Here is a 16,193-nt window from a genome sequence, read left to right as displayed (position 1 = left end):
ATTCAGGAAATGTCAAAAATATAGATGTAATAGGTAGAGCATTTTCATCGTTGAAGAGGGAGGAATGTAGCATGAACCTGTTCATTGCGGCGAAAGAAAAGTTTATGGAAGATTACAACAAGCAGCTGGAAACGGAACGAAAACAAGAGGCGCAGCAGTCAGCTGACGGATACAATCAATTGAATCAGACGGAAAATGCAGCAAAGTGGCTGAAGTAGAGGGTCTTTAGGGCCCTTTTTTTATAAAAAAGCGGACGGCAAATTCTTCACACGTCCGTTTGATGAGTCACGATCGACAGTTTATAATTTGCATGATGGTTTAAAATTGTAAAAATTGATCCAACAGTTGATTTGAAGGAAACTTGCATTCGAGAGTCCCCGCTGATTTTCTAGTTTTGAATGACAGGACGTTATGATAAGCGCCTTTTGTATAGATATTAAAAAAAGCGTGAATAAAACACTCGAGTTTAACTTGATTCATCCTCTTATGGTATACCTTCAATCACTCTTTCATGGTTATCCGGTTGTTCTTGAATCATCTCTATTATTTTCCTATATTTACAGATTACCCTAAATCCTCTTGATGTTTTTCAAATCAAACGCTAAAAATACTTGATTATATCTATTTAAATGATGATCGGTCATAGTATAAACTGATCGTAAATAAAAGGAAAGGTATAACCGGCAAAACATTACTAATAGCTCTGATGTTGGGCTGAGAAAGGCATTTGCCCTCCTTTTCCGGATTCAGCAAAACAAGATCAAAACCACACTTTGGTCACTCTGCCTGTGCCAACCGACGAACTCGTCCAAGAATACAGACGCAGTTATCGTCCCTTATCTGCATTTAGATCACTTTGACGATGCTGCCAAAGATCTAGGATCTGTTGCCGATAGAAATTAAACTGTTTGTCTGAAATGAAGCAGATGCTGAGGAAGTGAGAAAAGCCGGTTTTCAAAATATAGAGGTTCTAACAAAAGAACAGTGTTTGATCGATTCAAGAAGGCAAAAGGCAAGCATGGGAGAGGAGAGATATTAAATTTGCCGGAGAAGTGTGCGGCGTTGTCTTTAAGCACTCAAAAGAGAAAACGCTGTTTGTAAAAGGGGGGTACGGTTTGGTGTGAAGGTGTCCTGGAAAAAATCGCTGCACATCAGCCGGACATCATAGTACAGGAGACAATCAAAATATAACCCTTGAAATAGTAGTTTCGATGGTTTAGGATGGATATATATCTTTTATTTTACAATATTTATATTTAATGGAGGGGTACATTTATGAAAAAAATTACGTTATTAGCTTTTGTCGGTATCATGGTATTTGGATTTATTTTTATGGGAACTGGCAAGACGGCAGAGGCTGTAAGCAAAACAACGAGCTTTACATATCATTCGGGTATTGGGGATGCAAAGTCTTATATCCATACATCTGAAAATTATATAAACGTATATGCTACAGTTGAGTTAGGTAGAGTTGGCACTTGGGGTACTGCAGCATATTGCAAATTATATCTGCAACGCTACACAGGTGGCTCTTGGAAAACGATTGATACCGCTTCTGGTGATGCAGAATATGGTAAAAAACTAAACGTTACATTTTCGAATATCGCCAAAAAGTCTGCCTCTACCCGGGTAAAGGTTAAACTTTATAATAATTGGAAGCATTCAGAATTAATGCAAACAGTGTATTCAAGCAAGTGGACTCGATAAGTTAAGTAAGGCTCTCTTATAAAAGGAGAGCTTTATTTTTTGACAGTTAACGGTTACTCCTCTTTTGAGCTGTAACTCTACATTAAAAAGATCTTTATGTGTTTGTTTCTTCCTCCTTGGTCTGGCTTTTTAAAAGCTTCTTCACTTTTTCATACCTTCTTTAACTTAAAATCCCCGGAGACTAAAAAGCAGGAGCTAAAACACTGTATTGCAGCAGGTATAAAAAACCCAAGAAAACAACGTTTCTTGGGTTTCGAGAAATGCTCTTCAAAGAGCATTTTCTATTAACGAGAGTAGAACTCAACGATCAATGCTTCGTTGATCTCAGCAGGAAGCTCAGAACGCTCTGGAAGGCGAGTTAGTGAACCTTCAAGCTTTTCAGCGTCAAAAGTCAGGTATTCAGGAACGAAGTTGTTCACTTCAACCGCTTCTTTAACTGCAGAAAGGTTTTGAGATTTTTCACGAAGTGAAATCGTTTGGCCAGGTTTAACTTGGTAAGACGGAATGTCAACGCGGCTTCCGTCAACAAGAATGTGACCGTGGTTTACCAATTGGCGTGCTTGGCGGCGAGTGCGCGCTAGGCCAAGACGGTAAACGATGTTGTCAAGACGTGCTTCAAGAAGAATCATGAAGTTTTCACCGTGTTTACCAGCCATTTTCGCAGCTTTGTCAAAAAGGTTGCGGAATTGGCGTTCGTTCACACCGTACATATGGCGAAGCTTTTGCTTTTCTTGCAATTGCAAACCATATTCTGATAGTTTTTTACGCTGTCCCGGACCGTGAGGACCTGGTGCGTAAGGACGTTTTTCTAATTCTTTACCCGTACCGCTCAAAGAGATGCCTAAACGGCGGGATAATTTCCAGCTTGGACCTGTATAGCGAGCCATAATGTGACTCCTCCTTTGGTTTTATTTTTGTGAAAATAAAACCCATCTGTTCAATTCAGCCATGTCCATTTTGTTTTCATGTATCCTCGCTCCAGCAGCAAAGAGTTACACGATACACCTTAATAGATAAGGAACAAAATGAAACACAGAAGCAGAACAAAAAGGCTGCATTATTTCACACAAAGAAGATTATATAATGTCCGCTGTGCAAAGTCAACCATTCATGGACTGTCCCAAAGAGCCTGAATCGTTAATAAGTATAAAGTCCTGTTTTTTATGATATAATCAGGAAAATAAAATACATAAAACGGATTTTTTTAAGGTGATGACCATGAACAAACAAACTGAAGACCTATATCTGTCTTTTCATCAGAAGCTGTTCCAATTTCTTTTAAAAAAGCCGGCCGTCTCGTACGATGACTCTGTTGCCTGGCTAAAAGCGGCAGCAGAGTCATTTTTTTCGTTTATATCTCTTACATTGCGTCCTTCTTCAAGTCCGCAGGGAGCGAACGGCCAAAGCGGCCAGATCAGCCGAGTTAATGATTATTATATCATTATAACAATAGAAGAAAACAGCAAATATATAGAACTTTTGTGTCAAAAGAATCATAAAGTACCAGAACGTCTTGCTGAATCCATCCTCCTATTTTTAATGCATTGTCTGAAACTTGATGCATTATTTCATGAGGAGCTCAATAAAACAAAGATTTATGAAAAGACGGCGCTGCTGCATGAGCTGATGGATCAGGAGCAGGTGCTCAAGACAATGGTTGAAAGTTTGAGGGATGTTTTTCCTTTTTTGGCATATTGTCTTTTCTTGTCATACGACGAGGACCAATACATCAGCCTTCCTGCGATAGAGTTAGATGTGCAAAGCGAATCGACCGATTCTTTCGCCTTAGAGGCATACTTATCAGGACAGGCGAAGAGCAAAAATGAATCGGAAGTTTACATTCCGATTAAAGGCCGGCAGGGAACGTATGGCGTTTTGAAGGCTTTTGGACCAGGGGCTGCCGATACGGCAGCGGATATATGCATTATTTCGAATGCGGCAGGGAAAGCATTTGAAAATTCCCGGCTTTACGAACAGTCGCAGAATATGATTTCAAATTTGGAGCTGATTAATGAAACATCGCATCAGCTGAACCGGACGAAACGCCTCCCTGATATGATGAAGAGTTTGTCCGAAAGGCTGATCAGTTCATTTGGCGCCGAAGAGGTGGGCTTTTTTTATAAAAATCATTTGGACGAGGAAACCCTGCTGCCGGGAAGCACAGGTTTTTTTCAGACGGATGCGGCCCTTCTATACATCCGCTATGTTAAAGAAAAGATTTCAGAGGAAAACGGGGTATTTGTCGGAAACGGTTCTTCGTTTTTTGGAAATGAAGGTTATGCTTCATTAATGGGCGTTCCGATGCTGGAGAATAATGAAAACAAAGGATTTGTCATCGTATTGAAAAAAAACGTCTGCTCTTTTTCATTTGAAATGTTTAAGTTGTTTCAGACGCTGATCAGGCATTCCACGCTCGCCGTGTCGAATTTGATGCTGCGTGACCGGCTGAAGTATCTTGTTCAAACAGACCGTTTGACAGAGCTTTACTCGAGAAGCTATTTCGATGAAAAAATCGGGTACAGTATGAAAGCGGATGAGAGCGGCGTACTCGTATTGATTGATATCGATGATTTTAAACAGATTAACGATACGTACGGCCATCAGAAAGGCGATGATATTCTCATTCAAGTCGCCAGGGTGATCCAGCGAAACATCCGCGACCAGGACGTCGCAGCAAGGTGGGGAGGAGAAGAGCTTGCGGTATACTTGCCGAAAGCAGGGCTGAACACCGGTGAAATGCTTGCTGAGAGGCTGATTACGCTTGTCAGGGAATGCACTGATCCAAAGGTGACGATTTCGTGCGGGGTATCCAATTGGTCTCAAGATCGTCCGAAATCTTTAACCTGCCTTTTTAAAGAGGCGGATGTCGCGCTGTACAATGCAAAGCGAAACGGGAAAAACAGGTTTATGACACATTAAAAAAGAGCCGGATTTACCGGCTCTTTTCGCTTAAACGCTCTCCAAGCATCTCTGTGAACTTTTTCAAATAATACTCATCTGTTTCATCGAAGCGGTTTTTAATCGGGCTGTCGATATCGAGCACTCCGATGATGTTCCCGTCCACTTCAAGCGGAACTACGATTTCGGATTGGGATGCCGCATCACACGCAATGTGTCCGGGGAACGCGTTCACATCTTCAACGCGCTCGACCCGGCCGTTTGTATAAGCGGTGCCGCAGACGCCTTTCCCGAACGGGATTCTTACGCATGCAGGAAGTCCCTGGAACGGCCCGAGCACAAGCTCGCCGTCTTTGGCAAAATAGAAACCCGCCCAGTTGATGTCTTCCAATGATTGATATAAAAGAGCGGAGGCGTTTGCTGTATTGGCGATCATATCAGGTTCGCCTTCTGTCAGCGCATCGATCTGTTTGAGGAGAAGCTCGTATTTTTTTTCTTTGCTGCCTTCTGTTTTTTCGACATGAAACATGATAATTTCCCTCGCTTTTTCTTTGAAATGGCAAAAACACGCTTGCCGTGATGCTATTTGTCGAGCACTTTTTACAGGAACAATTCCGCTTGAAGTGGAATTGTTTTAAGTAAGAAGGGGTGAAACAAGATGGGATCAAACGCTATTTCAACCACGAAGGACAGGATCATCGAATCTGCCGTGGAGCTGTTCAACCAAAAAGGTTTTTCAGGAACATCCGTCCGCGAAATTGCCCGAGCAGCCAATGTCAATGTCGCCCACATCTCCTATTATTTTAATGGAAAAGGCGGTTTAATGGAGCATTTGATATCCCGTTTTTATGAAGGCTATTTAAGAGTCCTTGAAAAGGGTTATGAACGCCTTCCGGATGCAGGTGCAACGGATTGCCTTCTTCAATTGGTTTTTGATATTCTATCGTATCAGCATGAGCACCGTCAATTAACTCGGTTTGTTTATCGCGAAGTCACGATTGATTCCACACTGAATCGCGAAGTGATGTCGACATATTTAACAAAAGAAAAGTACATTCTCCACCTGATCATTGAAAAGGGAAATGAGGACAATGAATTTTCCCGTTTTCCCCTTTCCCATTTTATGATTCAGCTGAAGTCGCTTTTAATGATGCCTTATCTGCAGCCTCAATATATTTCAGAAGTGCTGTATGTACAGCCGCACGAGCCGTACTTTTATCAGGCGTATTACAAGGAAGTCAAAACATGGCTTCTCAGTCTGTTGTACAGAGAAGGTCGGCAAGCCGCCGTTATTTAGCCAAGCGGCTCTCAAAATGTTCGTAACCAAATCCGGCATCCTCTGCTTGGTGGGCATCAGACCCAAAGACAAGCGGGATGTTTTTTTGTTCCGCTTCTTTTATCATCCATTCTTCCATATAGACGTCGCCTGCATAAGGCTTGCGGAGGCCGGACGTATTAAAGTCAAGTTCGTATCCGCGCTTTGCGGCTTCATCCAAACAGGAGGAGACCGATTTTCTGACGCTTTCTGACATCGAATACGGAAACAGCTTCACAAATTTTTTCGCAAGCGTAATGTGGCCGATTCGTTTTGGCTTAAATGCTCCCAGCGGTGATACAATGGAAGAATAAATTTCGTCATAATAGGCGAGATAGACCTGTTCTGTGCTGCCGTAGCAGCCGATCAGCTGCTGAAACGCTTTTTCATCGTAGTCAAGGCAGATGTGCGATGATCCGGCCGGCAAAAAATGAACGGAAAGAATGCTGTCGTCAAGATGCGTGCCGTATTGATCGAGAAAAGCTTTCGTTTCGTGTTCAAAGGTGCGGATATAATCGACTTCAAGACCGATTAAAACGTCGAGCTGTCCTTTGTACTCTTCCTTCAGTTCGGTCAGCCGTTCAATATAGCGGTCCAGCTCGGAGATCGGCATGGCGCTGTCTTTCTCCGGGGTCGGATCCATGAATGAAGGCGGAAGCGGCGCATGCTCGGTGAAGGATACGGATCGGAAGCCTTTTTTGCATAATTCTTCTATATAATATCTGAATTCGTCTTTTGATCCGTGCGGACAAAAGGGAGAATGAACATGACCGTCTCGTTTCAGCATGATGTCACCCCGTAAAAAAATAGTCAGATGTTGTCACTTTGATGTAAAAAAATTAAAAATTCTGCTCAAAAAATGTTGGTTACATGGTATCATAAGAACAATGAAAACGATAGTTTAACTTCATTTTTACATAACAATTTCAAATACATACCCTGACAGAACAGATAAACAGCAAGGGGGCTCATTATGGAGTTTGTCATTGGCTTACTGGCGTTATTTTTAATCTTATTCGCTACGGGCTACTTATTCAGAAAAAATATATATAAAGAGATCGACCGTTTAGAAGCTTGGAAAATCGAAATCATGAACCGATCGATCGTGGAAGAGATGTCAAAAATCAAGCATCTGAAAATGACGGGGCAGACTGAGGAATTCTTTGAAAGGTGGCGCCGGGAATGGGATGAAATCGTCACCTCGCATATGCCCAAAGTCGAAGAGCTTCTGTTTGAAGCCGAGGATTGCGCCGACAAATACCGTTTTCAAAAATCGAAACAGGTGCTCGCGCATATTGAGAATCTTTTATCAGCGGCTGAATCCAACATTGAAGACATCTTAAAGGAAATCGCCGATCTTGTCTCGAGCGAAGAGCAGAACCGCAAAGAAATCGAAGAGGTAAAAGAACGGTATACAAAAGTGCGGAAAAACCTTTTGGCATACAGTCACCTGTACGGAGACCTCTATGAGAAAATTGAAACCGACCTCGATACCGTGTGGGAAGGCATTAAACAGTTTGAAGAGGAAACAGAAGGCGGAAATTATATAGAAGCCAGAAAGGTGCTGCTCGCCCAAGACCGTTTGCTTGAAGAGCTTCAATCATACATAGACGATGTGCCGAAACTGCTTGCAAGCTGCAAGCAGACCGTTCCGCAGGAACTCGCCAAATTGAAAGCCGGCTATCAGGAAATGATCGATAAAGGGTACAAGCTCGATCATATTCAAGTGGAGAAGGAGCTCGAAAACCTTTTGAAAGAATTGAAGCGTGCTGAAGGTGCGCTTTTGGACGAACTTGATTTAGAAGAAGCCGCCGCAATCGTGCAGATGATTGATGAAACGATCCAGACGCTGTATAACCAGCTGGAGCATGAAGTCGAAGCAGGGCAGGAAATTTTGGGGAAAGTGCCTGAGCTTGCCGCTGCATTGGAAAAGCTTGAAGCCTCCAAAAAGGATACCGAAGCTGAAACCGAACTCGTCAAGAAAGGCTACAGACTGACAACCGGAGAACTGGAGAAACAGCAGTCATACGAAAAACGCCTTGAAATGATCGAAAAGCAGTTCGAACAAGTGAAAGAAAGGCTTGATCAGAAACATGTCGCCTACTCGCTGTTAAAAGAAGAGCTTGCGGATATCGAAAAGCAGATGGAAGCCGCTCAACGGGAGCATGACGAATACAGAGACATGCTGCAAATGCTGAGAAAAGAAGAGCTTCAGGCAAGAGAGCTTCTCAAGCAATTAAAGCAGACGATCAAGGATACGGCGCGGAGCCTGGAGAAAAGCAATGTTCCAGGGATTCCGGAAGCCATAACCGAAAAGATCCGGCAGTCGCAGACGACTGTGCAGAAAGTGACAGAACAGCTGAATGAGCTGCCGCTGAACATGGATGCGGTGAACGAACGCCTTCAAGAGGCGGAACAGCTTGTCACAGAAGTGAAAACAAAGACGGATGAACTGGTTGAACTGGTTTTGCTGATCGAACGCATCATCCAATATGGCAACCGCTTCAGAAGCCAGGACCGGATTCTTTCCGAACAGCTCAAAGAAGCAGAGAAAAGTTTTTATGCATATCAGTATGAAGAGGCTTACGACATTGCCGCCAGAGCGGTCGAAAAAGCGTCGCCGGGAGCAGTTGCCCGGCTTGCAGCGGACGCGAAGCAGCCTGAATAGAGCAAAAACCCGGCACGTGAAAAGGCGTGTCGGGTTTTTTTGTCTATAGCTGCAATGAAAAATAAAAAAACCGGCCCTGTTTAAAAACAGAGCCGGTTTTTCAAAGATCAGCTGACTTTCTTTAATTTGTCTTTCGGCGAAGCGATGAAAAATGTCACAATGTAACCGATCACCGCGCCGATAACAGCCGGAATGACCCAGCCGACACCCATGCTGAACAGCGGGATGTTCGCTTTTAAGATATCGTTTACCGGACCCAGCGGAATTTTCGCCGCGTTTAATCCGTCGATGATGCTTAAAATTCCAGTCGGGATAAGGGCACCGATATAGACTTCGCGTCGTTCAGCAAACAGCTTGTCAATGAAAGAGAGCAAAACGACGACGATCGCAAGCGGATAAATCGCCGACAGAATCGGAACTGAAAACGAGATGATTTCTGTCAGTCCGAAATTGGCAATCACAAGGCTGAAAAGCGTCACGATGATGACAACAGCTTTGTAAGAGAGCTTCGGAATCAGCTTTGAAAAATACTCTCCGCAAGAGGAAACGAGTCCGACGCTCGTCGTCAGGCAGGCGAACAAGATCGCGATACCGAGCACGGCATTTCCAAGCGAGCCGAATAAATACGCGGAAGCTTTGGACAATATTTCGCCGCCGTTGTTGAGCGAACCGACGGTTTCAACACTTGTCGCCCCTAAATAAGCGAGAGAAACATAAACGAGTCCGAGACCGACTGCAGCGACGATCCCCGCTTTGATGCATGAAGCGGCGATTGACTTTGGATTTGTAACGCCGCGGTCTTTAATCGCGGTAATAACGACAATTCCAAATACGATTGAAGCGATCGCATCCATCGTTTTATATCCTTCTAAAAATCCGACAAACAGAGGTGCGGATTGATAGGCCTCTGTCACAGAGCCGATGCTGCCCATCGGGGTGATAAACGCTTTGATGACTAATATTGCGATTACAGTCAATAATATCGGTGTTAAAATTTTACCGATGCGGTCAACAAGCTTGCTTGGGTTTAAAGCCAGGAAATAAGTGATTCCGAAAAATATCAGGGTAAAGATAAACAGATAAAGACTTGATGAATGTTTCCCTAAAAACGGCTCCACCGCTATCACGTATGAAACATTTCCTGTCCTTGGAATAGCAAACAAAGGTCCGATCGTCAAATAAATGCTGACGATTAATATCGTGCCGAAGACCGGATGGGCTTTGTCAGCTAGGCCTTTTGCACTCCCTTTTAGAGCAACCGCGATGACGCCGAGCAGCGGAAGACCGACGCCTGTCAGCAAGAATCCGATGATAGCCGGCCAAACATTCTCTCCGGCAGCTTGACCGAGCTGGGGAGGAAAAATCATATTTCCCGCTCCGAAAAAGAGGGCGAACAGCATAAGTCCAATCGCCGTCGTTTCCTTAGCGGATAGTGAAGTTTTCATTAAAAAGAACCTCCTGGTTTGTTGTTTAAATTTTCTGTCAATTTATTTTCGTGATATAATATGACAAAAGTCCAAAGACTATTATATTTTAAAAATCAGAGAAGTCAAACATTTATTTTTAATTTTCAATTACAAGTTGATATGATAACATATACAGTCATGAAAAAGAACGTTCATTTTTAAAGGAGTAGATCATGATTTATCTTGATAATAGTTCAACAACAAAACCATATCCTGAATTATTACAAATTTATGAACAAGTAAATCAGCGCTTCTTCGGCAACCCTTCGTCGTTGCACCGCCACGGCATTGAAGCGGATCAATTGCTTTCAGAAGCAAGGAAACAGATCAAAACGGCGCTTTCGCTAAAAAGTCATGATATCGTGTTTACGTCCGGGGCTTCAGAAGCCAACAACATGGCGCTGAAAGGCATTGCTTTGGCACATATGCAAAAAGGAAAACATATTATTGCTTCCTCCATTGAACACCCGTCTGTGACGGAATCTTTGGAGCAGCTGAAGACAGCCTTCGGCTTTGAGGTTACATATCTTCCTGTCGACAGCCGCGGATTTGTTTCGCTTGAAGATCTGAAACAAGCGTTCCGCAAAGACACGATTCTGGTGAGCATCATGCACGTCAACAATGAAACAGGTGTCATCCAGCCTGTGGAAGACATCGGCAAAATCGTAAAAGAAAACACAAGGGCATACTTTCACGTTGATCACGTTCAAGGCATTAACAAGGTTCCGCTGGACATCTCCGGGGCGGACATTGACCTTTGTACGATATCGGGCCATAAATTTCACGGCTTAAAAGGAACAGGAGCGCTCATTCTGAACGAACGGATTTCGCTTTTTCCTTTGATTTCCGGAGGAGAACAGCAGAACAACAGGCGTGCCGGAACTGAAAATACCGCCGGCGCTGTTACGCTTGCAAAAGCGATCAATATGTCAAAACAGGATTATAACCATTATATAGAAGAAATAAAGGCGGCAAAATTGGCTTTTATCAAGGAGCTAAAAGAGCTAAAAGGTGTTATATTAAATACGCCGGAAGAAAACAGCGCGCCGCATATCATTAATTTTTCCGTGCCGGGATTGAAGGCCGAGGTCCTTTTGCATATGCTAGAAGAGCGGGGTATTTTCGTATCGACGACATCAGCATGCTCTTCAAAACAGCATAAGCCGAGCAAGGTGCTTTTAGCAATGGGAAAAGGTGAAGATGCAGCGGCAAGCAGCATCAGAATCAGTATGACATACCGGGACAATCAGGAGATTGTCGACCCGTTTATGACGGCCTTAAAAGAAAGTTTACACAAACTAAAAGGAATTATGAGGTAGAGACACAATGAATGAAGACTATATTTTAATCAGATTTGGCGAAATTTCAACAAAAGGAAAGAACAGAAAGCTTTTTGTCGATCGCCTGAAAAGAAATATCAAAATGGTCTTGCGCGATTTCCGCAACGTCCGTTATGAGTCAACACGTGACAGAATGACTCTCGTATTAAACGGAGAAGACGCGGAAGCCGTAATGGCCCGTCTGAAAAACGTTTTCGGCATCCAATCGTTCAGTCTTGCCGTGAAGTGCCGGACAGATCTGGAAAGCATTAAAGAGACGGCGCTCGCGTCTGTTCAAGAACAATACAAGCCCGGAGATACCTTTAAAGTATCGACGAAAAGGGCTTACAAGCAGTTTGAATTAAATACAAATGAGATGAATGCCGAAATCGGCGGACACATTTTGCGCAACACCGATGATCTTACCGTTGACGTTCATTCCCCGGACATCCATTTGCGGATCGAAATTCGGGAAGATGCTACGTATTTGACATTCCGGGATGAAAAAGGTGCGGGCGGACTGCCGGTCGGAAGCGGAGGAAAAGCGATGCTTATGATATCCGGCGGAATTGACAGCCCTGTTGCCGGGTTCTATGCCATGAAGCGCGGGCTTGAGATCGAAGCTGTTCACTTTTTCAGCCCGCCATATACAAGCGAACGGGCCAAGCAAAAAGTGATTGATCTCACTAAACGCCTTACGGCTTTCGGCGGAGACATCAAGCTTCATATCGTTCCGTTTACGAAAACCCAAGAGCTCATTCAAAAGCAGATTCCCGAAAACTATTCCATGACGGCGACCAGAAGGCTGATGCTGCAGATCGCCGACAAACTGCGCGAACGACATAACGCGCTTGCCGTTTTTACAGGAGAAAGCCTCGGCCAGGTGGCAAGCCAGACGCTCGAAAGCATGTATGCCATCAACGCGGTCACGAGCACGCCGGTTTTGCGCCCTTTAATCGGCATGGATAAGACGGAAATCATCGAAAAAGCGAAGGAAATCGATACGTACGATATCAGCATACGTCCGTACGAAGACTGCTGCACGATCTTCACGCCTTCTGCGCCGAAAACGCGTCCGAAAAAAGAAAAAATCGAACACTTTGAAAGCTACACAGATTTCGAACCGCTCATCAACGAAGCTGTAGAGAACACAGAAACGATTGTTTTGAGCAGCAAAGCGGAAACGAAAGATCAATTTGCGGACTTTTTCTAAAGGAATATTCGATCAAACGCCTTTGTCTGTTTTTGCATACAATTACCAAACATTCTTTGTATGAAGTCATGTGTTTTTACACAATCTATACTCACAAGGAGGTGAGAACACATGGCTCAAAACAACAGACAAAGCAGTTCTAACCAACTATTGGTTCCTGGTGCTGCTCAAGCTATCGACCAAATGAAATTCGAAATCGCTTCTGAATTTGGCGTTAACCTTGGAGCAGAAACTACTTCTCGTGCAAACGGTTCAGTTGGAGGAGAAATCACTAAGCGTTTAGTTTCTTTCGCTCAACAGCAAATGGGTGGAACACAACAATAATTAAAATTAAAAAGCAATGGATAATGGGTGGGGTTTAATCCCCACTCTTTTTTATGTTCTGCAAAATAGGCATTTCGGAATACAATTGTATGAAAGGATTATGTATAATAAAAAGATGGCACAAGACAAGGAGATGGATGGGTTGAGAAGAGAAGATTTGATTGCGCCGGAGAAGTATAACGCGGTTGATGAAATTGAAAAATTTAAATCTTCCCGTGATAAAACCGCTTTGATCTGGGAAGATGAATCAGGACGTCAAGTGTCTTGGACTTATGAAAAATTAATTGAAAGGGCTTACAAAATCGGCAGCATATTGACCCGTTCTGGACTGAAAAAAGGTGACAAGCTTATCGTGATGATGCCGCGGATCCCGGAGACGTATGCCGTCTACATGGCCATTTTAAAAGCCGGAATGGTGGTCATCCCATGTTCCGAAATGCTCCGGGCGAAAGACTTGGATTACAGGATCAAGCATGCCGGCGTCAAAGGAGCCGTCGTATATTCAGCATTTCTTGATGCTTTTCTAGATGTTCAAGCAAAAGATGAGCTGTCGTTATTTGCCGTCGGAGAAAGCAGAGAAGGGTGGATCAACCTGCTTGAAGAAATGAATCAGGCCGTTGCCGCGGATTTTCAAGCGGCTGATACCTCTCGCGATGACATCGCATTTTTATCTTACACATCAGGCACGACCGGTCAGCCAAAAGGAGTTGTACATACACACGGCTGGGCTTATGCTCACTTAAGAACGACAGCTTCCGCATGGCTTGACATTTCAGAAGGGGATCTCGTCTGGGCAACAGCGGGGCCGGGCTGGCAAAAATGGGTATGGAGCCCGTTTTTAGCAGTGCTCGGCAGCGGTGCAGCCGGCTTTATCTATCACGGGAAATTTACGCCGGAAACGTATTTGCAGCTGATTGAGCGCCATCAAATCAATGTGCTATGCTGTACGCCGACAGAATATCGATTCATGGCGAAAGTAAATGATTTGTCCCGCTTTGACCTGTCTTCTCTGCACAGCGCTGTTTCGGCCGGGGAGCCGTTGAACAGGGAAGTCATTGATACATTTAAAAAGCATTTTCATATTGATGTGCGGGACGGATACGGACAAACGGAAAGCACGCTGTTGGTGGGGATTTTAAAAGGAATGAAAATCAAGCCTGGAAGCATGGGAAAACCGACGCCTGGAAACCTGGTTGATATTATAGACGGGAATGGAAAGAGCTGTCCGCCGGGCGTAACGGGCGATATCGCCGTCCACTTAAGCACGCCGGCACTCTTTAAAGAATATTACAAAGATCAAGAACGAACGCTCCGCCAAAGAAGAGGAGATTACTTTATAACAGGGGATAAGGCGCGAAAGGATGAAGACGGCTATTTCTGGTTTGAAAGCCGCAATGACGATGTGATCATCAGTTCAGGATATACAATCGGCCCGTTTGAAGTTGAAGATGCACTGATCAAGCATCCTGAGGTCAAAGAATGTGCTGTGGTGGCAAGCCCTGACGAAATCAGGGGATCGATCGTGAAAGCATATGTTGTCTTAAAGGATCGATCCCGCGGAAATGAACAACTGACAAAGGAATTGCAAAACCATGTAAAAGCCATGACGGCCCCTTATAAATACCCCCGGGAGATAGAATTCATCGAAGAACTGCCGAAAACGCCATCGGCGAAAATTAAGCGCTTTGAACTAAGACAACGGGAAATCGTTCTTAAAACAAAAGCTGAATAACCACACAAGAGGGGGGGAATATCCTTTGGGGCATGACTCACTCCGAAACATCGAGAAGGAAATCGCGCTTTTAGTCCGTCTGACGACGGCCTACAGTCCGCGGTTCGGAAGTCTGGACCGCTCGGAATATCTGCTGTTAAGCGAGCTTGATAAGCAAAGTCCTCTTGCCATCAACTCGCTGGCTGAAACCTTAATGCTGAATCTTTCGACAGCGAGCAGACAGGTTGCAGCATTGGAACGGAAAAAGCTCATCAGGCGTTTTCCCGATCCCAACAACGGCCGGATCAGCCTTGTAGAAATGACTTCGGAGGGCATTGATACTCTGAAAAAAGTGCAAAAGGCTCGCTATCATGTATACACGGAGGTTCTTCAAGACTGGACAAAAGAAGAACTGAGCACATTGGAAACTCATTTGATCAGACTGAATCAGGATTTTAAAAAGTGGAGCAAATAATCGGCTAAAGGCTGTTGGTCAGACGATCACCAGCCTTTTTCTTTTTAATCTGTTGATTTATAGAAAAAAGGATGCGTAATACAACTTGTAATACGATATATAAAAACCGGAAGGAGGAGCACTTTTGAGGCAATCCGATGTGTCGATATTAAATTCGTCCGCCAAAGTGCTTGCTGCCCGGCATGAATGCGGAAGTGAAAATTTCGTGATAAGCATCCGCAAAAAAGAGCAGGAGGAACATCCCGCTCTTTTTAATGAAAGGGTTTTCAAAATTATAGAAATGTGCGCCTTACTTTTTCCCAAAATGAATTGTCTTTTAATTTAATGGTTTTGATCATCTTGCCCGAGAGGCTGACTTCGACTTCTTTTACATGCATCGTACTGAAGGCTTCGTTATCAAGGCCGATGATCGGATAGTCGTTCCCGTCTTGGACGATTTTTAATGTCAGCTTTCGATCCGCACTTAAAATAAACGGAGATCCGAGTGTTCTGTATGTGTTGTTGTTCAATGAAGCGAGCTCTGTCACCTGTATGCATGGAAGCAGCGGATCAACGACTGCCCCTTCAACCGATTTGTTATACGCGGTGCTTCCGGTCGGAGTGGACACGATCATTCCGTCCCCGCGGAATGTTTCAAAGTGAAGATCATCAATATAGACGTCCATCACAAATGTTTTAATAATGCTTGAACGGATGGATACCTCATTCAGACATCGAAAGCTTGTCCCGTCAACGGTTACATCGATCAGCGGATATTTTCTGACCTCGATTTGTTCAGAGTTTGTCGCTTCAATCATTTTATCGGTATCATGTATATTAAAATCCGCATACAAATGAGCTTTCCCCTTTTTGGCCACGCCTACGTACAGGCAGTCATCCCTGAAATTCGTCTTTCGAACCGCCTGCAAAAATGTCCCGTCGCCGCCGATGCTTGCGATAATATTGGCTTCATTGTGATGGTGAACGACGCGAAATCCGTGTTCTTCTGCAAGGTGTTTCAGTTTTTTGCACTGCTCGTCGGTTTCTTCGCTTTTTTTGTAAAAGAAATAAATGTTCCGGCGGTCTGTCACAATCATTCTCCCCTTTGTCTGTTAAGT

General features: G+C 44.0%; 15 protein-coding genes and 2 pseudogenes. 11 read left to right on the top strand and 6 right to left on the bottom strand.

The genetic code is table 11. From position 1 onward, the window contains the following. Positions 1 to 71 precede the first annotated feature (71 nt). Positions 72 to 218 carry a hypothetical protein gene (locus CP943_RS22485; RefSeq protein WP_165395385.1) on the top strand — a complete coding sequence of 49 codons (147 nt, stop codon included), beginning with the start codon at positions 72 to 74 and terminating at the stop codon, positions 216 to 218. A gap of 47 nt (positions 219 to 265) precedes the next feature. On the opposite strand, the pseudogene CP943_RS23020 reads toward CP943_RS22485, so the two are convergent. After that, positions 266 to 375: pseudogene (locus CP943_RS23020) on the bottom strand (Lrp/AsnC family transcriptional regulator); the annotation flags it as partial. Between the two features lie 280 nt (positions 376 to 655). On the opposite strand from CP943_RS23020, the pseudogene CP943_RS22725 reads away from it, so the two are divergent. Next, positions 656 to 1,170, top strand: a pseudogene (locus CP943_RS22725) (MBL fold metallo-hydrolase); the annotation flags it as partial. A 105-nt stretch (positions 1,171 to 1,275) separates the two neighbouring features. Further along, a complete protein-coding gene (locus CP943_RS16170) occupies positions 1,276 to 1,707 on the top strand; it encodes a hypothetical protein (RefSeq protein ID WP_020452597.1) in 432 nt (143 codons plus the stop codon). 284 nt (positions 1,708 to 1,991) lie between these two features. On the opposite strand, the gene rpsD is transcribed toward CP943_RS16170, so the two are convergent. Then, entirely contained in the window at positions 1,992 to 2,594 is a 603-nt protein-coding gene (rpsD, locus tag CP943_RS16165; RefSeq protein ID WP_020452596.1) for a 30S ribosomal protein S4, read from the bottom strand. A gap of 331 nt (positions 2,595 to 2,925) precedes the next feature. Between rpsD and CP943_RS16160 the strand changes: the two genes are divergently transcribed. Next, on the top strand, positions 2,926 to 4,626 hold the full coding sequence (locus CP943_RS16160; RefSeq protein ID WP_023855505.1) for a sensor domain-containing diguanylate cyclase: 1,701 nt from the start codon (positions 2,926 to 2,928) through the stop codon (positions 4,624 to 4,626). Positions 4,627 to 4,639: 13 nt separating this feature from the next. Here the strand turns inward: CP943_RS16160 and CP943_RS16155 are convergent, their stop codons facing one another. Beyond that, on the bottom strand, positions 4,640 to 5,134 hold the full coding sequence (locus CP943_RS16155) for a GAF domain-containing protein (RefSeq protein ID WP_020452594.1): 495 nt from the start codon (positions 5,132 to 5,134) through the stop codon (positions 4,640 to 4,642). A 129-nt stretch (positions 5,135 to 5,263) separates the two neighbouring features. Here CP943_RS16155 and refZ point away from each other — a divergent pair, with 129 nt between their 5' ends. Continuing rightward, on the top strand, positions 5,264 to 5,902 hold the full coding sequence (gene refZ / locus CP943_RS16150) for a forespore capture DNA-binding protein RefZ (protein WP_020452593.1): 639 nt from the start codon (positions 5,264 to 5,266) through the stop codon (positions 5,900 to 5,902). Here the strand turns inward: refZ and hisJ are convergent. Next, complete coding sequence (gene hisJ, locus CP943_RS16145) at positions 5,895 to 6,707, bottom strand: histidinol-phosphatase HisJ (RefSeq protein WP_020452592.1); 813 nt, start codon at positions 6,705 to 6,707, stop codon at positions 5,895 to 5,897. The genes refZ and hisJ overlap by 8 nt on opposite strands. A 186-nt stretch (positions 6,708 to 6,893) precedes the next feature. On the opposite strand from hisJ, the gene ezrA reads away from it, so the two are divergent. Beyond that, positions 6,894 to 8,588 carry a septation ring formation regulator EzrA gene (gene ezrA / locus CP943_RS16140; RefSeq protein WP_039072913.1) on the top strand — a complete coding sequence of 565 codons (1,695 nt, stop codon included), beginning with the start codon at positions 6,894 to 6,896 and terminating at the stop codon, positions 8,586 to 8,588. 107 nt (positions 8,589 to 8,695) lie between these two features. Here ezrA and brnQ read toward each other — a convergent pair whose 3' ends face one another. Beyond that, the gene (gene brnQ / locus CP943_RS16135) at positions 8,696 to 10,033 is read right to left on the bottom strand and encodes a branched-chain amino acid transport system II carrier protein (protein ID WP_020452590.1); all 1,338 of its coding nucleotides are present in this window, start codon (positions 10,031 to 10,033) and stop codon (positions 8,696 to 8,698) included. Positions 10,034 to 10,227: 194 nt separating this feature from the next. Between brnQ and CP943_RS16130 the strand changes: the two genes are divergently transcribed. The 5 genes from CP943_RS16130 (at position 10,228) to CP943_RS16110 (ending at position 15,096) form a co-directional block, all read left to right on the top strand. Continuing rightward, on the top strand, positions 10,228 to 11,373 hold the full coding sequence (locus tag CP943_RS16130) for a cysteine desulfurase family protein (protein WP_105981145.1): 1,146 nt from the start codon (positions 10,228 to 10,230) through the stop codon (positions 11,371 to 11,373). Between the two features lie 7 nt (positions 11,374 to 11,380). Beyond that, a complete protein-coding gene (gene thiI, locus CP943_RS16125; RefSeq protein WP_023855502.1) occupies positions 11,381 to 12,586 on the top strand; it encodes a tRNA uracil 4-sulfurtransferase ThiI in 1,206 nt (401 codons plus the stop codon). A gap of 111 nt (positions 12,587 to 12,697) precedes the next feature. Next, positions 12,698 to 12,910, top strand: coding sequence for an alpha/beta-type small acid-soluble spore protein (locus tag CP943_RS16120; protein WP_003184396.1), 213 nt, complete (start codon positions 12,698 to 12,700; stop codon positions 12,908 to 12,910). Between the two features lie 133 nt (positions 12,911 to 13,043). Further along, positions 13,044 to 14,642 carry an acyl-CoA synthetase MbcS gene (mbcS, locus tag CP943_RS16115; protein ID WP_035339327.1) on the top strand — a complete coding sequence of 533 codons (1,599 nt, stop codon included), beginning with the start codon at positions 13,044 to 13,046 and terminating at the stop codon, positions 14,640 to 14,642. A 25-nt stretch (positions 14,643 to 14,667) separates the two neighbouring features. After that, positions 14,668 to 15,096: a MarR family winged helix-turn-helix transcriptional regulator gene (locus CP943_RS16110; protein ID WP_020452586.1), complete on the top strand. Its 429-nt coding sequence runs from the start codon at positions 14,668 to 14,670 to the stop codon at positions 15,094 to 15,096. 272 nt (positions 15,097 to 15,368) lie between these two features. Here the strand turns inward: CP943_RS16110 and CP943_RS16105 are convergent, their stop codons facing one another. Next, complete coding sequence (locus CP943_RS16105; protein ID WP_026579076.1) at positions 15,369 to 16,166, bottom strand: NAD kinase; 798 nt, start codon at positions 16,164 to 16,166, stop codon at positions 15,369 to 15,371. Positions 16,167 to 16,193: the final 27 nt, after the last annotated feature.

The sequence above is a fragment of the Bacillus paralicheniformis genome, assembly GCF_002993925.1.
GTDB classification, from domain to species: domain Bacteria; phylum Bacillota; class Bacilli; order Bacillales; family Bacillaceae; genus Bacillus; species Bacillus paralicheniformis.
This window is presented reverse-complemented; position numbering and strand designations above follow the sequence as displayed.